The 22,390-nt window shown below is 44.5% G+C and carries 18 protein-coding genes; all 18 read left to right on the forward strand.

What is annotated here, in order from left to right; translation table 11 throughout:
- Window positions 1-125: 125 nt before the first annotated feature.
- The 18 genes from R2J37_RS06105 (at window position 126) to R2J37_RS06190 (ending at window position 22,262) form a co-directional block, all read left to right on the forward strand.
- Window positions 126-371, forward strand: a complete 246-nt coding sequence (locus tag R2J37_RS06105; protein ID WP_230106603.1) for a DUF4366 domain-containing protein — start codon at window positions 126-128, stop codon at window positions 369-371.
- A 130-nt stretch (window positions 372-501) separates the two neighbouring features.
- On the forward strand, window positions 502-1,896 hold the full coding sequence (gene rlmD, locus R2J37_RS06110; RefSeq protein ID WP_316266651.1) for a 23S rRNA (uracil(1939)-C(5))-methyltransferase RlmD: 1,395 nt from the start codon (window positions 502-504) through the stop codon (window positions 1,894-1,896).
- Window positions 1,897-2,258: 362 nt separating this feature from the next.
- A complete protein-coding gene (locus tag R2J37_RS06115; RefSeq protein ID WP_316266653.1) occupies window positions 2,259-2,696 on the forward strand; it encodes an RNA polymerase sigma factor in 438 nt (145 codons plus the stop codon).
- A 200-nt stretch (window positions 2,697-2,896) separates the two neighbouring features.
- Complete coding sequence (locus R2J37_RS06120) at window positions 2,897-3,466, forward strand: hypothetical protein (protein WP_316266655.1); 570 nt, start codon at window positions 2,897-2,899, stop codon at window positions 3,464-3,466.
- Window positions 3,467-3,872: 406 nt separating this feature from the next.
- Window positions 3,873-4,613 (forward strand): virulence RhuM family protein, encoded by a 741-nt coding sequence (locus tag R2J37_RS06125; RefSeq protein ID WP_316266657.1) that lies wholly within the window; start codon window positions 3,873-3,875, stop codon window positions 4,611-4,613.
- A gap of 176 nt (window positions 4,614-4,789) precedes the next feature.
- A complete protein-coding gene (gene uvrB, locus R2J37_RS06130) occupies window positions 4,790-6,781 on the forward strand; it encodes an excinuclease ABC subunit UvrB (RefSeq protein WP_316266659.1) in 1,992 nt (663 codons plus the stop codon).
- 13 nt (window positions 6,782-6,794) lie between these two features.
- A complete protein-coding gene (gene uvrA, locus R2J37_RS06135; RefSeq protein ID WP_316266661.1) occupies window positions 6,795-9,638 on the forward strand; it encodes an excinuclease ABC subunit UvrA in 2,844 nt (947 codons plus the stop codon).
- Between the two features lie 153 nt (window positions 9,639-9,791).
- Window positions 9,792-10,781, forward strand: a complete 990-nt coding sequence (gene mreB / locus R2J37_RS06140) for a rod shape-determining protein (protein WP_230106594.1) — start codon at window positions 9,792-9,794, stop codon at window positions 10,779-10,781.
- Window positions 10,782-10,910: 129 nt separating this feature from the next.
- Complete coding sequence (recD2, locus tag R2J37_RS06145; RefSeq protein WP_316266663.1) at window positions 10,911-13,127, forward strand: SF1B family DNA helicase RecD2; 2,217 nt, start codon at window positions 10,911-10,913, stop codon at window positions 13,125-13,127.
- A 6-nt stretch (window positions 13,128-13,133) separates the two neighbouring features.
- A complete protein-coding gene (locus tag R2J37_RS06150; protein ID WP_316266665.1) occupies window positions 13,134-13,853 on the forward strand; it encodes a ComF family protein in 720 nt (239 codons plus the stop codon).
- Window positions 13,854-13,913: 60 nt separating this feature from the next.
- Complete coding sequence (locus R2J37_RS06155; RefSeq protein WP_230106591.1) at window positions 13,914-14,312, forward strand: hypothetical protein; 399 nt, start codon at window positions 13,914-13,916, stop codon at window positions 14,310-14,312.
- Window positions 14,312-15,454, forward strand: coding sequence for a G protein-coupled receptor family protein (locus tag R2J37_RS06160; protein ID WP_316266666.1), 1,143 nt, complete (start codon window positions 14,312-14,314; stop codon window positions 15,452-15,454). Before R2J37_RS06155 ends, R2J37_RS06160 begins: the two co-directional genes overlap by 1 nt.
- Before the next feature lie 41 nt (window positions 15,455-15,495).
- On the forward strand, window positions 15,496-16,380 hold the full coding sequence (gene cdaA, locus R2J37_RS06165; RefSeq protein ID WP_230106589.1) for a diadenylate cyclase CdaA: 885 nt from the start codon (window positions 15,496-15,498) through the stop codon (window positions 16,378-16,380).
- Entirely contained in the window at window positions 16,358-17,602 is a 1,245-nt protein-coding gene (locus R2J37_RS06170; RefSeq protein WP_230106588.1) for a CdaR family protein, read from the forward strand. Before cdaA ends, R2J37_RS06170 begins: the two co-directional genes overlap by 23 nt.
- A 17-nt stretch (window positions 17,603-17,619) precedes the next feature.
- A complete protein-coding gene (locus R2J37_RS06175) occupies window positions 17,620-17,883 on the forward strand; it encodes an HPr family phosphocarrier protein (protein ID WP_230106587.1) in 264 nt (87 codons plus the stop codon).
- 3 nt (window positions 17,884-17,886) lie between these two features.
- Entirely contained in the window at window positions 17,887-18,300 is a 414-nt protein-coding gene (locus tag R2J37_RS06180) for a GtrA family protein (RefSeq protein ID WP_316266669.1), read from the forward strand.
- Window positions 18,301-18,315: 15 nt separating this feature from the next.
- Window positions 18,316-19,227, forward strand: coding sequence for a nucleotidyltransferase family protein (locus R2J37_RS06185; protein ID WP_316266670.1), 912 nt, complete (start codon window positions 18,316-18,318; stop codon window positions 19,225-19,227).
- Between the two features lie 35 nt (window positions 19,228-19,262).
- Entirely contained in the window at window positions 19,263-22,262 is a 3,000-nt protein-coding gene (locus tag R2J37_RS06190) for an NlpC/P60 family protein (protein WP_316266672.1), read from the forward strand.
- Window positions 22,263-22,390: the final 128 nt, after the last annotated feature.

The raw sequence follows: 22,390 nt of genomic DNA on the forward strand, positions 1-22,390 counted from the left end.
TTATACCGGGATTTTTCAGAAAATTTCCCGGGAAAAGCAGTAGTAATATGGCGCAGATGGTGTTATAATAAAATATATTAAATCTATACCAGCCAGACGGGCATAAGAAAGGATGTGTAGGAAAGATGAGCAAAGTAGAGGATATTATTGCAGCATCAAAACTGAATGAGCTGATTCGGAAAAAAGATGATGATGAAAAACGCGGAAAGACAGTGCTGTGGGTACTGGCCATTGTAGGAGCGATCGCAGCAGTGGCAGCAATTGCATATGCAGTATATTGTTTCTTTACCCCAGATTACCTGGAGGATTTTGAAGAAGATTTTGACGATGATTTCGATGACGATTTCTTCAGTGAGGAAGATCAGGTATAAGGGCCAAAAGGAGAAGAGACAGAACACTATGTTCTGTCTTTCTTTTTGTTACGGTGACGGGTCAAAGTCCGGGTGTGCTCGAGACCTTGGTGACCGCTTCAGGAACAGATAAAGGAGAAAGAAAGCAGAAATGAAAAAAGGACAGATAGTAGAAGGAATTGTAGAAAAGATAGAGTTTCCCAATAAAGGAAAGGTTTATGTGCCGGAAGAGGAGCAGTATGTCATTGTAAAAAATACAGTTCCCGGTCAGAAAGTCAAATGCTCTGTCAACAAAATGAGAAAAGGTAAGGCAGAAGGGCGTCTTTTGGAAGTAACAGAGAAATCTTCACTGGAGAAAGATTCTCTGTGTCCTCATTTTGGACAGTGCGGGGGATGCACTTACCAGAATCTGCCCTATGAACATCAACTGAAGCTGAAAGAACAGCAGGTCCATGAGATGTTGGAAAAGGCGGCAGACCATGAATTTCAGTGGGATGGAATCTTCCCTTCACCTGTGGAGGAAGCATATAGAAATAAGATGGAATTTTCTTTCGGAGATGAATATAAGGATGGACCTCTGGCTCTTGGCATGCATAAAAGAGGCAGTTTTCATGATATTGTCAATGTAGGAGAATGCAGGATCGTAGACGAAGATTTCCGCCAGATTCTTTCTGCTACGCTGGAGTTTGCAAAAGAGACAGGGCTTCCATACTATCACCGGATGAGACATATAGGATTTTTCCGTCATCTTCTGGTACGAAAAGCAGCAAAAACGGGAGAAATCCTGGTAGATATCGTGACGACCACACAGAATCAGGCAGACCTGGAAAGCTGGGCCAATCGTCTGGTGGAGTTGGAAAAACAAGGATGCTTGAAAGGGAAAATTGCCGGGATCCTGCATACATCCAATGACAGTCTTGCTGATGTAGTGAAAGATGAAGGTACAGAAATTTTGTACGGTCAGGATTATTTTTATGAAATATTGCTGGGACTGAAATTTAAGATTACGCCATTTTCTTTCTTCCAGACAAACTCTCTGGGAGCGGAAGTTCTCTATGAGGCTGCCAGAAATTATGTGGGAGAAACAAAAGATAAAGTGATTTTTGACCTTTACAGCGGTACAGGAACGATTGCACAGATTCTGGCACCGGTGGCAAAAAAAGTAGTCGGCGTGGAGATTGTGGAAGAGGCGGTACGGGCTGCCAGAGAGAATGCAGCTTTAAACGGCCTTGATAACTGCAGTTTCTGGGCTGGAGATGTACTGAAGGTCATTGATGAATTAGGAGAGGTTCCCGATCTGATCGTTCTGGATCCGCCGCGGGACGGCGTGCATCCCAAGGCCCTTGAGAAGATCATCGGTTTCGGAGTAGAACGTATCGTGTACATTGCCTGTAAACCTACCAGCGTTGCCCGAGATCTGGAAATGCTGCAGGGAAGAGGCTATCAGATGGAAAGAGCAGTGTGCATTGACCTTTTCCCGGGCACATATCATGTGGAGACTTGCGTCTTGTTAGGTAGGAAAAAACCGGCTGAAAAACAAATGTAGAATTTTGAAGAGGATAGACTTGACAAACTATCCCCTCTGTTGTCTAAAATATAAGAAAGACACTTTGATCAATGTAAGGGTTATATAGTATCATCAAAGGGCCGGACATTAAAAAGATGGAATTTGGCAGAAATACTCTGTTTGAGTTCAATTGTTTATATTGCTTTTTCTTGTTTAAAGTGGATATTAAAAAAATAGATAAAAGAAGTTTTCTTTTTCATGACTGCAATGGCCTTTCAACCGTTGCAGTCTTTTTTTTGCTGCTTTTTACCGGAATCCGATTAGAGTCTGCAGTGCTTAGAAGAAGCCGTGCCCCGCCTTTTTAGTCTGGATGCAAAGAGACTAAGGAAAGGAGAAAAAAAGTGGGATACAATCATGGAAAAGCAGAACGAAAATGGCAGATCTGGAAAGAAAAAGAAGAAAAGCTCATGCGGGAGAACGGCGTTGCTGAAGAGATCATAGCAGAAATCCGTGCGTATGACCGTATAGAGTTTAATTCTGACAGGCGCTTTTATGTGCATTCTAATGAAATGGCAGAGTACATAGAAAATACGGCAGGAAAGGAACAGGATATTGAGGTTATAACTGTTCTGGATCTTCTTAATGAAATCGAGAGCAGAAATTTATATTATGAACTGCTTGCGCTGGATCAGAGTGTGCTGCAAATTCTTTTGCTGAAAATTCAGGGATATTCTACAAGGGAGATCGCACAGCTTACGCGGCTGTCGGAAGACGCCGTGTATCAGAGGATGCACCGGCTGAAGAAGAAACTGCAGCCTTTTAAGGATCAAAGAGGATAATATCACTTTTTAAAAAGGAAACGGGCGGGAGAAGAGGATATTTTCTTCTGCCTGTTGTCCTCTTGGGGAAAAGATTATTTTTTCGAATGATCAAGAAATTAATATTTTAGAAACATAAGAGAAACATGAAATTAACAATGGAGAGTTATTTTCTTACTGTCAAATGAAACAAGGAAAATGAATAGAAAGGTGAATCGAAAATGGCGAAATCAAAATTAGTGCAGACAAACGAAGTCCGGCAGAAACAATTTGTAGGCTATGAATACAAAGAGCTGACTGCAGAAAGCAGCCAGGCATCGTTTTTAATAGATGGGTATGAAAATTTCGGTTGGGAGTTGGATGAAAATCTGCTGGAACGAAGTTCCGCTAAATATACAGCAGGCAAAAAAGCTGTGATCCGGCTGAAACGAAACCGAAAAATCGTCAATAAGGCAGAGCTTACCAGATTACAGAGAAATTTTGAAGCGTGTGTGGAGGACATAAAGACATTAGAAAAAAGCAAAACTTCACAGGCAACGGCATATGCGCTTATACTGGCCGTAATAGGCACAGTCTTTATGGGAGGTTCCACCTTTGCAGTGACAGCACAGCCGCCTCACATTGCTTTGTGTATCGTTCTTGCGGTGCCGGGATTTCTCGGATGGATATTTCCGTATTTCCTTTACCGGAGAATATTGCGGAAGCGAACAGAAGAAGTAGCGCCGCTGATAGAAGAGAAATATGAAGAAATTTATGAATTATGCGAAAAAGGGAACAGACTGTTAGTTTAAAGAAACGCCATCCTGCATCTGCGAGATGGCGTTTTATAGTTGAGATGTGGAAGAATCAGAAGAAAGAGAATAATTAACAGCAGCATGACAACAATAGTAAGAAAGAGCAGAAAGTACAAATGATCATTCGAACATTTGTACTTTTTTTGCCGTTAGTCCTATATACTTTTACCGGTATATTTGCTATAATGTGCGAAGAGACAGAGAGGATAAAAAGAAGACGATTAACGATAGGCATTTTGGAAGTTGCCAGTTCGGGGAAAATGCCTACAATGGCAAACATTATTTTGTAACTGAAAACCAACCCTTATTATGACTCATAAAAAACTCTGGCAGTGCAGCCTTACGGCAAGTTTAAGGAATTTTTCTGAACAACGTTGTAGTATTGAATTTAAAGGTGAAGAATATGAAAAAGAAAAAAGAAATATCTATAGTGCGTTCTTCGGCAGCAGAGTATTTGACGTTTATTACTGCTACAGGAGAAAGCGATGTTAATGCTATATATTTTGACGAAAATGTTTGGCTGACCCAGAAAATGATGGGGCTTCTTTATAATGTGGAAACTCACACGATTAATTATCATCTGAAGAAGATATTTGCTGATGAAGAATTAGATGAGAATTCAGTTATTCGAAAATTTCGAATAACTGCTTCAGATGGGAAGAGCTATAACACAAATCATTGTAATTTAAAAGCAATTATTGCTGTGGGAAATAAGGTCGATTCTCCGAGAGCGGTTCAGTTCCGAAAATGGGCGAATGGAATTATAGAAGAATTCACGATAAAAGGCTATATGATTGGTAATGTGTCTTTCAATTTTAAGAATAATAGTGGACAGTTTGTTATTGGTAGTGGTGATTACGAATTCTGTACAAGATGGAGTGAATGTGGAGCAAAATCCATATATGGATATAAAGATGGGGGTAGTTTGATTGGATTTAATGATGAAATCTTTGAATTACCTCAAAATAAAGATTTTACAAAATTTGATTTTACTAGCAGAACAAGAGAAGTAAAGATTGGAGAAGTGTTGATTTGGATGAATAACAAGGGGAAATTTGCAGCGACCCAAATTACCGACATTGCGGTAAAATCGCGTGGCGCTACAAGCGATAAATTATCTTTTGCTTACAAAATATATAAATAAAATTTTCAAATATGATATTTGATAAAGTTGAGTGTATAGTACGAGTTATCTTGTAAGTATATAACGTGAAAAAGACCAATACTTGCAAAGTGTTGGGGAATTAAAGCGTTATGAAAATGTTTATAACCAATAACCTTATTTGAAACAAGTATTAATGAATTATTAGGGGAATTTGTATGGATCATTTTAAATTAGTATCAGAATACAAACCTACCGGAGATCAGCCGCAGGCGATTGAGAAGCTGGTCAAAGGTTTTAAAGAAGGAAATCAATGTGAGACTCTTTTGGGAGTCACCGGCTCCGGTAAGACGTTTACAATGGCAAACGTCATCCAGCAATTGAATAAACCGACACTGATCATTGCTCACAACAAAACTCTGGCGGCACAGCTCTACGGTGAGTTCAAGGAATTTTTCCCGAACAACGCCGTAGAGTATTTCGTCTCCTACTATGATTACTACCAGCCGGAAGCCTACGTGCCTTCTTCAGACACCTATATCGCCAAGGACTCCTCCATCAACGAGGAGATCGACAAGCTGCGCCTTTCGGCAACAGCTTCTCTGGCGGAGAGAAGAGATGTGATCGTAGTATCCAGCGTGTCCTGCATTTATGGTTTGGGTGAGCCGGAAAATTTTGAAAAAATGATGGTTTCTTTGCGCCCCGGCATGGAGAAGGACAGAGACGAAGTGCTCCGCCAGCTGATAGATATTCAATATGAAAGAAATGAGATAGATTTCAAGCGAGGAACCTTCCGGGTACGAGGGGATGTATTGGAGATCATTCCGGCCAATGAGGCGGAGACCGCTGTAAGAGTGGAGTTCTTCGGTGATGAAATTGACCGGATTACTCAGATTGATGTGCTGACAGGAGAGATAAAGGGCGAACTGGAACATGCTGCTATTTTCCCGGCGTCCCACTATGTCGTGCCTGCAGAACAGATCCGGCGGGCTGCGGATGCCATAGAAAAAGAGCTGGAAGAGCGGGTGCAGTATTTTAAATCAGAAGATAAGCTGCTGGAGGCACAAAGGATTGCAGAGAGGACCAATTTTGATATTGAAATGCTTAAGGAGACGGGATTTTGTTCCGGGATTGAAAACTATTCCAGGCATTTGTCGGGGCTTGCTCCGGGACAGCCTCCTTATACTTTGATGGATTTCTTTAAGGACGACTTCCTTATTATTATTGATGAGTCACATAAGACAATCCCGCAGATCGGGGCAATGTATCACGGAGATCAGTCCCGTAAGACAACCCTTGTGGATTATGGATTCCGTCTGCCTTCTGCCAAGGACAACAGACCTTTAAGCTTTTCAGAGTTTGAGGACCGGATCGACCAGATCATGTTTGTGTCGGCAACTCCGGGAACATATGAGGCGGAACATGAGCTGCTTCGGGCGGAACAGGTGATACGGCCAACAGGACTTCTGGATCCGGAAGTGGAAATTCGTCCGGTAGAGGGGCAGATCGATGATCTTGTGGCAGAAGTGAAGAAGGAGACAGAAAAGAAAAACAAGATTTTAATTACCACACTTACGAAACGCATGGCGGAAGATCTGACAGATTATATGAAAGAACTGGGAATCCGTGTCCGCTATCTGCACTCGGATATTGATACGCTGGAGCGGACGGAAATTGTGAGGGACATGCGTTTGGACGTATTTGACGTGCTGGTAGGAATCAACCTTTTAAGAGAAGGTCTTGACATCCCGGAGATTACGCTGGTTGCTATCCTCGATGCGGACAAGGAAGGGTTCCTGCGTTCAGAGACTTCTCTGATCCAGACCATAGGACGTGCCGCACGAAACGCGGAAGGACACGTGATCATGTATGCGGATACAGTGACAGACTCTATGAGACAGGCCATTGATGAGACTATGAGGCGCCGCCAGATTCAGATGGCTTACAATGAAGAACACGGCATTACGCCGACAACAATCCAGAAATCAGTCCGCGATCTGATCAGTATTTCCAAGAAAGTAGCGGCAGAAGAAATGCGCATGGAGAAAGATCCGGAGTCCATGAGCCGGAAAGAGCTGGAGAAACTGATCGCTGATGTGACAAAACAGATGAGAAAAGCTGCGTCCGAACTTAATTTCGAGGCAGCGGCTGAACTTCGTGATAAGATGACAGAATTGAAAAAGCAGCTGGATGACATAGCTGAAGATTAAGAAGGAGCATAAAATGGCAGCAGAGAAAACAAACAGACAATACATTAAAATCAGAGGTGCCAATGAGCATAATCTGAAAAATATAGATCTGGACATTCCGCGAAATGAGCTGGTGGTTCTTACCGGACTGTCCGGCTCGGGAAAATCTTCCCTGGCTTTTGATACGATTTATGCGGAAGGTCAGAGAAGATATATGGAATCTCTTTCGTCCTATGCGAGACAGTTTTTAGGACAGATGGAAAAACCGGATGTGGAAAGTATTGAAGGGCTTTCTCCGGCCATATCTATCGATCAGAAATCGACAAACCGGAATCCAAGATCCACAGTGGGAACTGTGACAGAGATTTATGATTATTTCCGTCTCCTCTATGCAAGGATCGGGATTCCCCACTGTCCAAAGTGCGGGAGAGAGATCAAAAAGCAGACAGTGGATCAGATGGTGGATCAGATCATGGCTCTTCCGGAGCGTACAAAGATCCAGCTTCTGGCGCCGGTAGTGCGGGGGAGAAAAGGTACCCATGCCAAGCTTTTTGAGAGAGCGAAAAAGAGCGGGTATGTCCGTGTGAGAGTAGATGGAAATTTGTATGAACTTTCCGAGGAAATTTCGCTGGATAAAAATATCAAACATAATATCGAAATTATTGTAGACCGCCTTGTGGTACGGCCCGGGATTGAAAAGCGTCTGACGGATTCTGTAGAAAATGTTCTTCACCTGGCTGAAGGACTTCTGGTAGTAGACGTTATTGGCGGAGAACCCATCAATTTCAGCCAGAGTTTTGCCTGCCCGGATTGTGGGATCAGTATTGATGAGATTGAACCCAGAAGCTTTTCGTTCAATAATCCTTTTGGCGCCTGCCCGGAATGTTATGGACTTGGGTACAAAATGGAATTTGATGAAGATCTTATGATACCGGATAAGAATTTAAGTATTGACGAAGGGGCTATTGTTGTACTTGGATGGCAGTCCTGTACCGACAAAGGAAGTTATACAAGAGCGATCCTGGAAGCTCTGGCAAAGGAATATGATTTTTCCCTTGCCACGCCCTTTAAGGATTATCCAAAGAAGATACATGACATTCTCATTTATGGTACAAACGGGAAGGAAGTAAAAGTTCATTACCGCGGACAGCGGGGAGAAGGAATTTATGATGTGGCATTTGAAGGTCTGATACGGAGCGTGGAACGGCGGTACCGGGAAACTTCTTCCGAGATTACAAAGGCTGAATATGAGACATTTATGCGGATTACTCCCTGTCATGAGTGTAAAGGGCAGAGATTAAAAAAGGAATCGCTTGCAGTGACGGTGGGAAATAAAAACATTGCGGAGATCACAGCCTTTTCTGTGGAAAAGCTTCAGCATTTTCTGAAAGAACTGGAGCTGACTCATCAACAGATGCTGATCGGCGGACAGATCCTGAAGGAAATCCAGGCCAGGATACAGTTCTTGATGGATGTGGGACTGGATTATCTGACGCTCTCCAGGGCGACAGGTTCGCTTTCCGGAGGAGAAGCGCAGCGTATCCGTCTTGCCACACAGATCGGTTCCGGTCTGGTAGGGGTAGCTTATATTTTGGATGAGCCCAGTATCGGTCTTCATCAAAGGGACAATGACAAGCTGCTTGCCACACTGAAGCATCTGCGGGATCTTGGAAATTCCGTTATCGTGGTAGAGCATGATGAAGATACCATGCTGGAAGCGGATCATATTGTAGATATCGGTCCGGGAGCCGGAGAGCACGGCGGAGAAGTGGTGGCACAGGGAACCGCAAAAGAAATTATGAGGAATAAAAATTCCATAACTGGTGCATATTTAAGTGGTAGGATGAAAATTCCAGTACCGGAAGAGCGGAAAACGCCCACCGGATGGCTGAAGGTGATCGGTGCGCAGGAAAATAATCTGAAGAATATCGACGTAGATATTCCGCTGGGAGTTATGACATGTGTTACCGGTGTGTCCGGATCCGGGAAAAGTTCGCTTGTAAATGAAATTCTGTATAAGCGTCTGGCAAAGGAGCTGAACCGTGCAAGGACCATTCCGGGAAAACACAAAGAAATCCAGGGAATAGATCAGCTTGATAAAGTGATCGCGATCGATCAGTCTCCCATCGGCCGTACGCCAAGATCCAATCCGGCTACCTATACAGGAGTTTTTGATCTGATCAGGGATCTTTTTGCAGCAACTCCGGATGCAAAAGCCAGAGGATACAAAAAAGGAAGATTCAGTTTTAACGTAAAGGGCGGACGATGTGAAGCCTGCAGCGGCGACGGTATTTTGAAGATAGAGATGCATTTTCTTCCGGATGTCTATGTCCCCTGTGAGGTCTGCGGGGGAAAGCGCTATAACAGAGAGACGCTTGAGGTACGCTATAAGGGAAAAAATATTTATGATGTACTGAATATGACAGTGGAGGAGGCGCTGGAATTTTTTGAACATGTGCCGAGTATCCGGCGGAAAATGGAAACACTGTATGATGTGGGACTTTCCTATATTCGGCTGGGACAGCCATCCACAACACTTTCCGGAGGAGAGGCACAGAGAATCAAGCTGGCGGCGGAGCTGAGCAAGCGGAGCACGGGAAAGACGATCTATATCTTGGATGAGCCAACGACAGGACTTCATTTTGCAGATGTGCATAAGCTGACAGAAATTTTGAGAAGGCTGGCTTCTGACGGAAATACGGTTCTGGTTATTGAGCATAATCTGGATGTTATTAAGACAGCGGATTATATTATCGATATCGGACCGGAAGGAGGGGACGGCGGGGGCACGGTCGTTGCATCCGGTACGCCGGAAGAAATAGCCCAAAATCCGGCGTCCTACACCGGCAAATATATTGATATGATGCTGAGAAAATAGGCGAAAAAAAACTCTTTCCATTTTGAGGAAATTTGATTATAATGGTAAATGCCCATAGAGGGTGTATATTATCCGTGAATGAGGGATAATCAAACAAAAGATGTATGAGGGACGAAATGACATAAATAACTCAAATGAAAGGGGAATTTAAAGATGTCAGTAGATATCGGAATTGATTTAGGGACAGCGAGCGTCCTCGTATATGTAAAAGGTAAGGGCGTTATTTTAAAGGAGCCATCTGTCGTTGCATTTGACAGAGATACAAATGCCATTAAGGCGATTGGAGAAGAAGCAAGACTTATGCTTGGGAGAACTCCGGGAAATATTGTGGCAGTTCGGCCGCTGCGGCAGGGAGTGATCTCGGATTATACAGTTACCGAAAAAATGATCAAATATTTTGTGCAGAAAGCCATGGGGCGCCGCACATTTAAGAAGCCGAGAATCAGTATCTGTGTGCCCAGCGGGGTGACAGAAGTAGAGAAGAAAGCGGTGGAAGAGGCAACCTATGCTGCAGGCGCAAGAGAAGTTCTGCTGATCGAGGAGCCGGTTGCAGCGGCCATCGGCGCCGGAATTGATATTTCCAAGCCGTGTGGAAATATGATCGTTGATATCGGAGGCGGGACATCGGATATTGCTGTGATCTCTCTTGGAGGAACAGTAGTCAATACCTCCATAAAGATTGCAGGAGATGATTTTGACGAAGCAATTGTCCGCTATATGAGAAAGAAACATAATCTTCTGATCGGTGAGAGAACTGCAGAAGATATTAAGATCAAAATTGGTACAACCTATCCTCTGGTGGAGGAAGAGTCTATGGAGGTGAGAGGAAGGAACCTTGTTACCGGACTTCCAAAGACAGTGACCGTAACTTCATCAGAAACAGAGGAGGCGCTTCGCGAAACGACAAGCCAGATTGTAGAGGCTGTTATCAGTGTGCTTGAACGTACTCCTCCGGAACTGTCGGCTGATATTCTTGACAGGGGGATCGTTCTGACCGGCGGCGGAGCTATGCTGCGGGGGCTGGAAGAATTGATCGAAGAGCGTACCGGTATCAATACGATGACAGCGGAAGATCCGATGAAAGTAGTGGCTATCGGTACCGGACAGTTTGTGGAATTTTTGAGCGGGCGAAAAGAACTGTAAGAGATTTCAGAAAGATGAATTTCAGGAAAGCGATCCTGAAAAGAGAGTTAAATTGCCGGCGGAAGGCATTTCCGGCGGCTTTTTTTCCATTTGGTGCAATCCTGGCGAAAGGAAGATGAAAGAGGATATATGGAGGAGATAAAAGGATACGTGGAGCACATTGTCTTCCGGAATGAGGATAATGGATATACGGTATTCAATTTGAATAATGAGGACGGAGATCTGACATGTGTGGGAACATTTCCTTACATCGGAGAAGGAGAGCTTCTGAAGCTGACAGGAGAATATATGCTGCATTCCCTGTACGGCATGCAGCTGCAGGTAAAAACTTCGGAAGTCTGCGAAATGGAAGATCTCATTTCCATTGAGCGTTATCTGGGATCCGGAGCCATCAAAGGGCTGGGTGCAGCTCTGGCGGGAAGGATTGTGAGAAAATTTAAGGAAGATACCTTTCGCATTATTGAAGAAGAGCCGGAAAGGCTGGCAGAGGTAAAAGGGATCAGTGAGAGAAAAGCAAGAGAAATTGCACAGCAGGTAGAGGAAAAGAAGGACATGAGACAGGCGATGATCTATCTGCAGAAATATGGAATTTCCACTTCTCTTGCGGCAAAGATCTATCAATATTACGGGAATCGCATTTACCGGGTTATGGAGGAAAATCCTTATCAGATGGCAGATGATATTTCCGGCGTGGGATTTAAAACGGCGGATGAGATCGCACGGAAAATAGGTATCCATACAGATTCGGATTACCGGATACGGAGCGGTATTTTTTATACGCTTCTTCAGAGCGTGGCAGAGGGACATGTCTATTTGCCGGAACAGGTGCTTCTAAGACGCGCAGGGGATCTTCTGGAAGTAGAGATTCAGCATATTGAGAAATACCTTATGGATCTGGCAATGGAGAGAAAGATTGTGCTGAAGGAAGGGGAAAATGATAGAAGAGTATACCCGTCTAATTACTATTACATGGAACTGAATACGGCAAAGATGCTCCATGATCTGAATATCAGCAGCGACATTTCAGAGGCGGCGGTACTCCGTCGCCTGCAGGCGATTGAAAAAAATATGGACATGCCGCTGGATGAACGCCAGAGGACTGCCGTGGTGGAGGCAGTAAGAAGGGGAGTGTTCATTCTGACCGGCGGACCCGGAACAGGAAAAACCACTACCATCAATGCCATGATCCGCTATTTTGAAAGTGAAGGGCTGGATATCTGTCTGGCAGCGCCCACGGGGCGGGCGGCCAAGAGAATGACTGAAACAACAGGATGCGAAGCCCAGACGATCCATCGCCTGCTGGAAGTAGCAGGAGCGCCGGAAGAGGATGGTCCTTCCGGCGGTTTTCAGAGAAATGAGGAAAATCCTTTGGAGGCGGACGTCATTATTATCGATGAAATGTCCATGGTGGATCTCCCTTTGATGCATGCCCTTCTGCGTGCTGTAAGTGTGGGTACAAGGCTTGTTCTTGTGGGAGACGCGAACCAGCTGCCCTCTGTGGGGCCTGGAAGTGTGCTGAAAGACATGCTGGCTTCCCATTGCTTTTCTGTAGTTATGCTGACGAAGATCTTCCGTCAGGCTCAGGAGAGCGATATTGTAGTAAATGCTCATAAGATCAACCGGGGCGAAGCCGTCATCCTGGACAATAAAAGCAGAGATTTCTTCTTTTTGAAACGTCAGGATGCCAATACCATCATCAGTGTACTTCTGACTCTGATCCAGAAGAAGCTGCCTGGGTATGTACAGGCGGAGCCTTATGACATACAGGTATTGACGCCTATGAGAAAGGGGCTCCTTGGGGTGGAGCGTTTAAATCATATTCTTCAGGAATATCTCAATCCTCCGGCACCGTCCAAAGCGGAGAAAGAGTATGGAGAAAAAAAGTTTCGTACCGGCGATAAGGTGATGCAGATTAAAAACAACTATCAGCTGGAGTGGGAAATTACAACAAGATATGGTATGACGATAGATAAAGGTGTGGGAATATTTAACGGCGATATGGGAATTGTAAAAGAGATTAATTCCTATGAAGAGACTATGTCCGTAGAGTATGACGAACATCGTGTTGTTACATACCCTTTTGAAATGCTGGATGAGCTGGAGCTGGCTTATGCCATCACGATCCATAAATCCCAGGGAAGCGAGTATCCGGCAGTAGTGATGCCCCTTTTGTCAGGGCCGCGGCAGCTCTATAACAGGAATCTTCTGTATACGGCAGTGACAAGGGCGAAAAAATGTGTGACGATTGTGGGAAGTGAGACTGTATTTCAGGATATGATACAGAATATCAGTGAGCAGAACAGAAATACAAGTCTTTCAGAGCGGATCCGTGAATTTTGCCAGTAAACAAAAATGAAGAAAATGTTGAAAAAAGCGGGGGAGAAGATACTGGATCTTCTCTATCCCCACACTTGTCCCTTTTGCGGCGAGGTGACAGAAAGAAGAATTTGCAGGCCCTGTGCCAGAGAGGTGTGGTATATCCGGGAGCCGCGCTGTAAAAAATGTGGGAAGCCAGTAAGGAGTGAGAGCAGCGAATACTGTTTTGACTGTCTCCATACCCGGCATTTTTATGAGAGAGGTCTTTCGCTTTGGAAACATGAAAAACAGGTAAGAACTTCCATCTACCGGTTTAAATATCAGAATAGAAGGATATACAGTCAGTTTTACACAGAAGAACTGGCAAAAAAATTCGGGAAATATGTAGTTGTATGGAGGATTTCTCTTATTATTCCCATTCCATTGAGCAGAAAGCGGAAAAAGCAAAGAGGATTTAATCAGGCCGACCTCCTGGCGGAAGGGCTTTCACAGTTGCTTGGGATAACGGCGGATACGGTTCATCTGCAGCGGACGGTTGATACGATTCCGCAGAAAGAACTTGGGAATCGGGAGCGGCGGGAAAATTTGAAAAATGCTTTTTGGTGGACCGGAAAGGAGCTTTCCGGAAGGAATGTGCTTCTGGTGGATGATATTTACACTACCGGAAATACGATAGACAGCGCCGCCAGAAGCCTGAAAAAGGCCGGAGCTGAAAAAGTCTACTTTTTAACTATAAGTATTGGACAAGGATACTGAGATTTGATATACTGAGAATAATGAGTAAATCTGTGACTATGGTTCTCTTTGAGGTGAAATATGTTAGATAAACGAAAAGTCAGATTGATGACAAAACTTGCGCTGTATGAACAAAAGGAAGGCAGAGAAGATATGAAGATCAGCGCATATTATAAAAAGGACTACATAAGTATGAAAACGGTTGCAACAATTTTGTGGACAACAGTGGGATATGGATGCGTTATTCTATTGATTGGTCTGGCAGCAATGAACAGTTTGCTGGAAAATCTGACGTTGACTACAATGTTGGTGCTTGCGGCAGTAGCTGTTGTGGCTTATGTGGCGGCCCTTATTGTGACAATTCTTGTGACAAGAAAGATTGCAGGCGGAAAACACCGGGATGCCCGGATGCGTATGAAAAGGTATAACCACGGACTGATCCGCTTATTGAAGATATATGAAAAGGAGAACAAAGAATAATGGACAATTTATATGTGTTGCGAGGAGAGATACAGCAGTTTTATGCTAAAAATTCCAAATATATCAATAAAGCGCTTCAGTTTATTGTTGCTTTGCTGACGTTCTATATGATCAATCATAATATGGGATTTATGAAATTGCTCTCTAATCCTCTGATTACATTAGGACTTTCTGTGATCTGTGCATTTTTGCCAATGATCGTGACTGTTCTTGCAGCGGCGGTGTTGATTCTGGTACAGATGACGGCAATGTCAGTGGGAATCATGGCTGTTACAGCAGTTATCTTTTTGATCATGTTCATTTTTTATCTTCGGTTCAGTCCCAAGACGGCTTTGGTGGTGCTTCTGACGCCGCTGGCATTTATGCTGAAAATTCCTTATGTGATCCCGATAGCCTTTGGCCTTGTAGGGACTCCGGTATATGCAGTTCCGATCATATTCGGAACAATTGTATTTTATATGACCGATTACCTGAAGGAAGCGGCCTCTTCTCTGAAAGGAGAAGGAGCGGCAGGAATGATCTCACAGGTAACTTCCTATGCACAGCAGGTATTTCAAAATAAAGAAATGATCGTGTCTGTGTTTGCTTTTATTATTGTTTTGCTGCTTGTGTATACCGTGCGCCGGATGGCGATTAATTATGCCTGGAAAACTGCTGTGGCAGCCGGTGCTGTTGCCGGTATTGCGATTGTATTTGCGGGAAGCATGATGTTGGGTGTAAAAGTGTCATATCTGGAATTGATTCTTGGAAATATTGCAGCTGTTATTGTAGGGCTTGTTTTGGAATTTCTGTTCTTTTCTGTGGATTATTCCAGATGTGAGAGTGTACAGTATGAAGACGATGAATATTATTACTACGTCAAGGCGGTTCCTAAGATTGTGGTAAGTGCGCCGGAAAAAACAGTTAAGCGCATTAATAAGAGGGGAGAAAGCCAGGAAACAGAAATTATCGATACGGAAGAAATCCGGAAAAAGAATGCCCGGGAACAAAGCGTCCGGGAACCAGAAGAGGCGGTTCCGGAGAAAAGGAAACGTGCTCCTAAGAAAAAGAGCAGTAAGATTGAGGGGAATACAGAACATCTTCTGCTAACGAAGGTTCTCCGGGAGGAGCTGAATCTGGATAATGATGATAACGAAAAATAGAGATCTGATTCCGCCAGATTAAAAAGATAGGGGGTGAAAGAATGGAAGCAAGGATCACACAGTTTTTTGACAGATACATAAAAGGCTCTTATTTTCCGGAAATGCATATTACAGATATTATTGAAATTATTATTATTGCGTTTCTTGTTTATCAGCTGATGATCTGGATCAAAAACACGAAAGCTTGGATGCTGCTGAAGGGAATTGTGGTTCTTGGTGTATTCATTCTTTTGGCGTTTGTCTTTCAGATGCATACGATATTATGGCTGGCGAAAAATTCACTTACTGTTCTTGCAACTGTCATCATAGTAGTGTTTCAGCCGGAGCTGCGCCGCGCGTTGGAAAAATTGGGAGAGAGAAAATTTATTGCGGCAGTTGTACCTTTTGAAAGCGCAAAGGATAAGGGCAGGTTCAGTGAGGCGACAATTGATGGAATTGTGGAAGCTTCCTATATTATGGGACGGGCTAAGACAGGCGCCCTGATTGTTGTGGAGCAGGCGATCAAACTGACGGAGTATGAAAGTACCGGGATTCGAATGGACTGTATTGTATCAAGCCAGGTCCTTGTCAATATTTTTGAACACAACACTCCGCTTCATGACGGTGCTATTATTATAAGAAATGATCGAATTGTTTCAGCAACGTGCTATCTGCCTTTATCGGATAATATGGGACTTAGTAAGGATCTCGGAACAAGGCACCGGGCTGCAGTAGGCATGAGTGAAGTGAGTGATGCGCTGATCATTGTTGTGTCAGAAGAGACAGGATATGTTTCCGTAGCCCAGGGAGGAAGACTGGACAGAAATATTTCGAAGGAAAAACTTCGGGAGTATCTTGAAGATATACAGAATAAAAAAAGCGAGTCACGCAGTGTACTGGCAAAATGGAAAGGAAGGCTGAGTCATGAAAAAAAGTCTGATGAATAATCTTGGCCTGAAGCTGCTTGCCTTTCTGTTTGCACTGCTGCTATGGTTGATTGTAGTGAATATCGACAATCCGATCACCGATGCGACATTTGATGGCATACCGGTTACTGTGGAACATCCGGAAATTATCACGCAGGATCAAAAGTCGTATCAGATCATTGAAAATACAGATAAGATCAGTGTGACGGTATATGCAAAGCGCTCGGAGCTGGAAAAAATAAAAGCGGAAGATATCGTTGCAACAGCTGATATGAAGGAACTGTATCTGGAGTCACAAGTACCGATCCAGATTGAGATTCCGGGATTTGATATTGACAGTGCTTCTGCAAATCCGAGAAATCTTCAGGTAAAGATAGAAAATAATAAGAGTAATACCTTCCCTATCAGCGTTACTACAACAGGAACAGTCAGAGACGGCTATGTTCTCGGCGGCGTGCAGGCTGATCCTGAGAGAATTAATGTAAACGGTCCGGAATCTGTTATAGACAGTATAAGCCGTGTTGTGGCAGAGGTGGATATTACAGGATTGTCTCATGATACAACACTGGATGCATCTGTTGTCTATTATGATTCGGACAACAGTGAGATCAATCCGGAGCAGATCGGCAATAATCTGGGTACGACAGGCGTAAAAGTTCATGTAACATTGTATCAGACGGCAAGTATACCGGTAGAGGTGGATACTTCAGGCATTACTGCCGCATCAGGTTACTCTGTGGCCGATGTGACATGGACTCCGGAAGAAATACAAATTGCAGGGGAGCAGAGCGTATTGGAGGGAATAGAAAAAATTTCCATTCCTGCTGATGCTGTGGAGGCACAGGATATTTCACAGAGAACGGAACGGACGATAGATATTACCTCTTATCTTCCGGAAGGAACAAGACTTGTAGACGAGTCGGGAAATAATGTCCTTGTAACTATACGCGTAGAAAAAGACGGAACGAAAAGTTTTGATCTTCCGGTAGGCTCTATTACTGTGAATAATCTGGATGAGAACCTGACCCTGAATTACGGAGAGGGAGAAGATCTGGAAATCCATGTCAGGGGTCCGCAGGAAGTGCTGGATGGCCTTGATATATCAGAAATAAAAGCAAGTATTGATTTGAAAGATTATAAGAAAGCCGGAGAATATGAGCTGGGAGTTGATATTCCCCTTCCGGACGGATGTTCTCTGGAAAGCCAGATAAAGATTAAGATTACGCTGGAAGAAAAGGAATAATTCGGAGGTTTGGCACTATGGTAAGTAAAAAAGTGACAGTCAATAATCCTACAGGCCTTCACTTAAGGCCTGCAGGAATCTTCTGCAACGTTGCAGTGAAATTTGACTGTAAGATTTCATTTCAGCATGATACGACAACAGCAAATGCTAAAAGTGTGCTGAGTGTTCTTGGGGCATGCATTAAAAAAGGTGATGAAATTGAATTGATCTGTGAGGGACCGGATGAGGAAGAGGCTCTCGCAGCAATGGTACAGGCTGTGGAAGACGGCCTTGGGGAATAAAAAATGAATAAGATAAAAAAATGGCTGGATATTCGTTTCCTGAAATTCATGGTTGTAGGTGTGATCAATACAGTTGTTGGAACAGCGGTTATGTTTATCATGTATAATGTGTTTCACCAGAGCTATTGGATTTCTTCGGCATCAAATTATGTTGTGGGAAGTATACTCAGCTATTTTTTGAATAAGTATTTTACTTTTGAAAGTAAAAAGAAATCTTTGAGCCAGGTTTTGAAATTTGTACTGAATATCTCTCTCTGTTACCTGGTTGCATATGGCATTGCAAAACCTGCAGTTACATGGATGCTGCAGGGACAGCAGGGGGCGCTTCGGGACAATCTTGCAATGGTTGTCGGAATGGTGCTTTTTACGCTTTTGAACTATATTGGGCAAAGAGCGTATGTATTTAAGACAAATTAAAAGGAGCAAAAGAAAATGGGGAAAGCGACATTAGTGATTATGGCTGCCGGTATCGGCAGCAGATTCGGGGGAGGGATCAAGCAGCTGGAGCCTGTAGGTCCAAATGGAGAGATCATTATGGATTATTCCATATATGATGCAATGGAAGCTGGTTTTGATAAGGTTGTATTTGTCATCAGAAAAGATCTGGAAAAGGATTTTAAAGAAGTGATCGGCAACCGGATAGAAAAAAAGGTCAGCGTGAATTATGCATATCAGGAGATCGGCAATATTCCGGAAAGATTCAGCGGAAAATTTCCGGACCGGACAAAGCCGTGGGGTACCGGGCAGGCGATCCTGTGCTGTAAAGATGTTGTAAATGAACCATTTCTTGTCATCAATGCAGATGACTATTATGGAAAAGAAGCATACCAGGAAGCCTACAGATATCTGACAGATCAGAAAGAACGGGAAGGCCTTCACGCCTGCATGGTGGGATTTGTATTGAAAAATACGCTGAGTGAAAACGGGGGTGTTACACGGGGGATCTGCAGAGTAGACAACAATCGGATGCTTGCAGATATTGAAGAAACCCACAATATTGTTAAGACGTCTGACGGCGCTGAAGTACGGGGAGAAGACAGCGCAAGAAAGATTGATGTAGAGTCAGAGGTTTCTATGAATATGTGGGGACTGACACCGGATTTTCTTGATGTACTGGAAACTGGATTTGATGCCTTTCTGGATGAGCTGGAAGAAAATGAGCAGAAAAAAGAGTATTTGCTGCCAACGATCATCGGAGGACTGCTGAAAGAGGGAAGGATTCAGGTTGAAGTGCTGCAGTCAACAGACCGCTGGTTTGGAGTGACTTATAAAGAAGATAAGGAAGATGTGACAAGAGAGATTCGAAAGCTGATCGAGTCAGGTGCTTATTGTAAGACCTGCTGATCAAAAAATATACTTTTATTGTGGGGTGAGATGTTGTGAAGAGGAAACAGATAACAGCGATTGTGCTCAGTGCCGTGTTGGCCTTCGGCACTGCAGGAACCAGTCTGGCGGCAGCGCCGGGCGTAGAATACCAGACAGCAGTTCTGGAAGAAGGACAGAGCAGCCAGGAAGTGACAGATGGAACCGGAGAAGAGACACAATTGCCAGGGGAAGGAGCCGGTGAAAACGACGGAACTGTAACAGAGCCTGGTCAGACTCCGGCAGAAGGAGAAGATCAGGAACCGTCAGGGTCTGATGAAACTGCAAATCCCGGCAATCCTTCAGGAGAGGAAGGAACGGAACAACCGGGAGATTCCCAGGATCAGGGTGAGTCCGGAGAAACCGGAGACGAAGGGAATACAGGCGAAAGCGGAAATCCGGAAGATCCCGGAGAAGTAGAAGAGCCGACAGCCCCGGTACTTATGTATCGTGCACATGTGCAGAGCTACGGCTGGAATGAATGGGCCGAGAATCAAGAAGATACATGGATCGGAACAGAAGGCGAGGCAAAACGTCTGGAAGCGCTGGAACTTAAAATTGACGGTGCAGAGGGCGAGGATGGAATTGAGTACCGCGCCCACGTGCAGAGCTATGGCTGGCAGGACTGGAAGAAGAATGGAGAGACTGCCGGAACGACTGGCCAGACTAAGAGACTGGAAGCTGTTCAGATCCGCTTGACCGGCACATTGGCAGAAAAGTATGATATTTACTACCGTACTCATGTAGAGAGTTATGGATGGCTCAACTGGACAAGCAATGGTGAAAAGTCAGGAAGTCTGGGCTATGCAAAACGCCTGGAGGCCATTGAGATCCGTCTCGTGGAAAAAGGCGGAGCAGCGCCGGAAGGTGAAGGTGACAGTTACAAGTATCCTGTTATTTCTTATAATGCTCATTCCCAGTCCATTGGCTGGCAGGGCGAAAGATTTAACGGACAGCAGGCTGGCGTAACCGGTCAGGCTAAAAGAATGGAAGCCATTAAGATCAAACTGCCGGACAGTGAATACGAAGGCGGAATCGAATACCAGACTCATGTGCAGTCTATTGGCTGGCAGGGGTGGAAGAAAAACGGTGAACTTGCCGGAACAACCGGTCAGGCGAAACGCCTTGAGGCCATTCAGATCCGTCTGACAGGAGATATGGCGGATTATTACGACATCTATTACCGCGCCCATGTACAGAGTTATGGATGGCTTGGCTGGACAAGTAATGGAGAGAAAGCCGGAAGCGCCGGATATGGAAAGCGTCTGGAAGCACTGGAAATCCGTCTTGTGAAAAAAGGTGATGAAGCACCTGAAATTGGCGCAGAGAGCTATAAATATTCATTGGTTTCTTATAGCGCACATTCTCAGTCTGTCGGCTGGCAGACGGCAAAATACGACAATGAAGTGGCTGGCGTAACCGGCCAGGCGAAACGTCTGGAAGCCATTAAGATCCAGATTCCGGACAATACATATGAAGGAAGTATTGAGTACCGTACCTTTGTACAGAGCTACGGATGGCAGGATTGGAAAAGAGACGGACAGATTGCCGGAACAACAGATCAGGCAAAACGGATGGAGGCTATCCAGATCCAATTGACTGGAGCGTTAAAAGACCACTACGATGTATATTACAGCGTTCATATGTCCAAGATCGGATGGATCAATTATGCATCTAACGGCGAGATTGCCGGAAGTACAGATTTGAGCAAACGGATTGAGGCGATCCGCATTCAGCTTGTAGAGAAAGGCGGGAAGGCGCCGGATACAAGCGGTCAAAAATATATTGAAGGGTACCAGACAGCAGACTTTACCTATTCCGGAACTATACAGGGAAAAGGTGACAGCGGAGCAGTCCAGATGGGCGGAACATTGGGAACAACTGGCCAGGGAAAGAGACTGGAAAATATTACGCTGCATTTGAACCGGAGAACAGAAAACATGCCGGAAGGAGAGATTACCTACGCTACTCACCTGTCCAGCCTGGGATGGCAGGAAGCTACCGGACTGGATACGGTAAACGGATGCACAGATGGCAAGTACGGCATGGAGGCAGTCAAAATTTCTCTGTCCGGCGACCTGGCAAAATACTATGATATCTATTACCGCGCTCATGTAGAGAAATACGGCTGGCTTGGCTGGGCGAAGAACGGACAGGCAGCAGGTACGACCGACATTGGTTACCGTCTGGAAGCACTGCAGATCAGACTGGTGTCCAAGGATGCCAATGCGCCGGGACCAAACAGCAATTACTATACGAATCTGAAAAAGCGGAGATATCAAAATCCGAGTCAGTATTATCAGATCAAGGATTCCATCACCCTCACCGGAGGAGGATATAATCTTTCCTACGGCTTTGAAGGGGTAAAGGTAATGCAGGTTATCCGGAGGCTTGGCCTTGGAAGCGGAATCGGCATGGGCGGAGCTTTTTACGGAACCAATGTGCAGAATGCCGTCCGCAATTTCCAGAGAAAAAATGGTTTGAGCCAGACCGGAAATGTGGATCTTCTGACCTGGCTGAAGCTTGGATTTAACCAGGTACAGTGGGAACAGTGGGGCGCGTATGTAAGTCCTATGAAGGTGAATCGAGACAGTACGAGATCTGACCATATTGAGGCGATGATCAGCACCGCTTATTCTTACATGGGAACAGCCTATGTGATCGGAGCATCCGGCCCTCCGGGAACCGGAATCGACTGCAGTGGACTTGTGATGCAGGCTCTTTATGGAGCCGGACTTGATATTTCTCCTATCAATCCGGTAAGACACGCTCACCCGGGTTATGAGTATGAGTCGAGAAATATGTGGGCATCACCGAAGTTTAAGCATGTACCATATAGTCAGAGACAGAGGGGCGATCTGATCTTCTATCAGAACAGCTCCGGAGTAGTGATCCATGTAGCGATCTATCTTGGAAACAATCAGGTAATCGAATCCTGGCCGAATCAGGTTGTAGTATGGCCGGTACAAAACGGACAGAGATCGAATATCAAAGGAGTCGTAAGACCTTTTGTATAGAAAACCGTGGAAAATAAAGGATAGCAGGGGCATTTCCTTGCTATCCTTTATTTTTATATGGTATAATATCCGCGTAGGCAATGAACCGTGCAAAAATGTAAGAGGGACAAATGAATGCTTGCATGCAA

Origin of the sequence: Claveliimonas bilis (assembly GCF_030296775.1) — a bacterium.
Classification (GTDB): domain Bacteria; phylum Bacillota; class Clostridia; order Lachnospirales; family Lachnospiraceae; genus Claveliimonas; species Claveliimonas bilis.

What these genes read in the sequence shown, in the direction of transcription:
- R2J37_RS06105 (WP_230106603.1), top strand. Translation starts at nt 126, where the DNA reads ATGAGCAAAGTAGAGGATATTATTGCAGCATCAAAACTGAATGAGCTG.
- rlmD (WP_316266651.1), top strand. Translation starts at nt 502, where the DNA reads ATGAAAAAAGGACAGATAGTAGAAGGAATTGTAGAAAAGATAGAGTTT.
- R2J37_RS06120 (WP_316266655.1), top strand. Translation starts at nt 2,897, where the DNA reads ATGGCGAAATCAAAATTAGTGCAGACAAACGAAGTCCGGCAGAAACAA.
- R2J37_RS06125 (WP_316266657.1), top strand. Translation starts at nt 3,873, where the DNA reads ATGAAAAAGAAAAAAGAAATATCTATAGTGCGTTCTTCGGCAGCAGAG.
- uvrB (WP_316266659.1), top strand. Translation starts at nt 4,790, where the DNA reads ATGGATCATTTTAAATTAGTATCAGAATACAAACCTACCGGAGATCAG.
- uvrA (WP_316266661.1), top strand. Translation starts at nt 6,795, where the DNA reads ATGGCAGCAGAGAAAACAAACAGACAATACATTAAAATCAGAGGTGCC.
- mreB (WP_230106594.1), top strand. Translation starts at nt 9,792, where the DNA reads ATGTCAGTAGATATCGGAATTGATTTAGGGACAGCGAGCGTCCTCGTA.
- recD2 (WP_316266663.1), top strand. Translation starts at nt 10,911, where the DNA reads ATGGAGGAGATAAAAGGATACGTGGAGCACATTGTCTTCCGGAATGAG.
- R2J37_RS06150 (WP_316266665.1), top strand. Translation starts at nt 13,134, where the DNA reads ATGAAGAAAATGTTGAAAAAAGCGGGGGAGAAGATACTGGATCTTCTC.
- R2J37_RS06155 (WP_230106591.1), top strand. Translation starts at nt 13,914, where the DNA reads ATGTTAGATAAACGAAAAGTCAGATTGATGACAAAACTTGCGCTGTAT.
- R2J37_RS06160 (WP_316266666.1), top strand. Translation starts at nt 14,312, where the DNA reads ATGGACAATTTATATGTGTTGCGAGGAGAGATACAGCAGTTTTATGCT.
- cdaA (WP_230106589.1), top strand. Translation starts at nt 15,496, where the DNA reads ATGGAAGCAAGGATCACACAGTTTTTTGACAGATACATAAAAGGCTCT.
- R2J37_RS06170 (WP_230106588.1), top strand. Translation starts at nt 16,358, where the DNA reads ATGAAAAAAAGTCTGATGAATAATCTTGGCCTGAAGCTGCTTGCCTTT.
- R2J37_RS06175 (WP_230106587.1), top strand. Translation starts at nt 17,620, where the DNA reads ATGGTAAGTAAAAAAGTGACAGTCAATAATCCTACAGGCCTTCACTTA.
- R2J37_RS06180 (WP_316266669.1), top strand. Translation starts at nt 17,887, where the DNA reads ATGAATAAGATAAAAAAATGGCTGGATATTCGTTTCCTGAAATTCATG.
- R2J37_RS06185 (WP_316266670.1), top strand. Translation starts at nt 18,316, where the DNA reads ATGGGGAAAGCGACATTAGTGATTATGGCTGCCGGTATCGGCAGCAGA.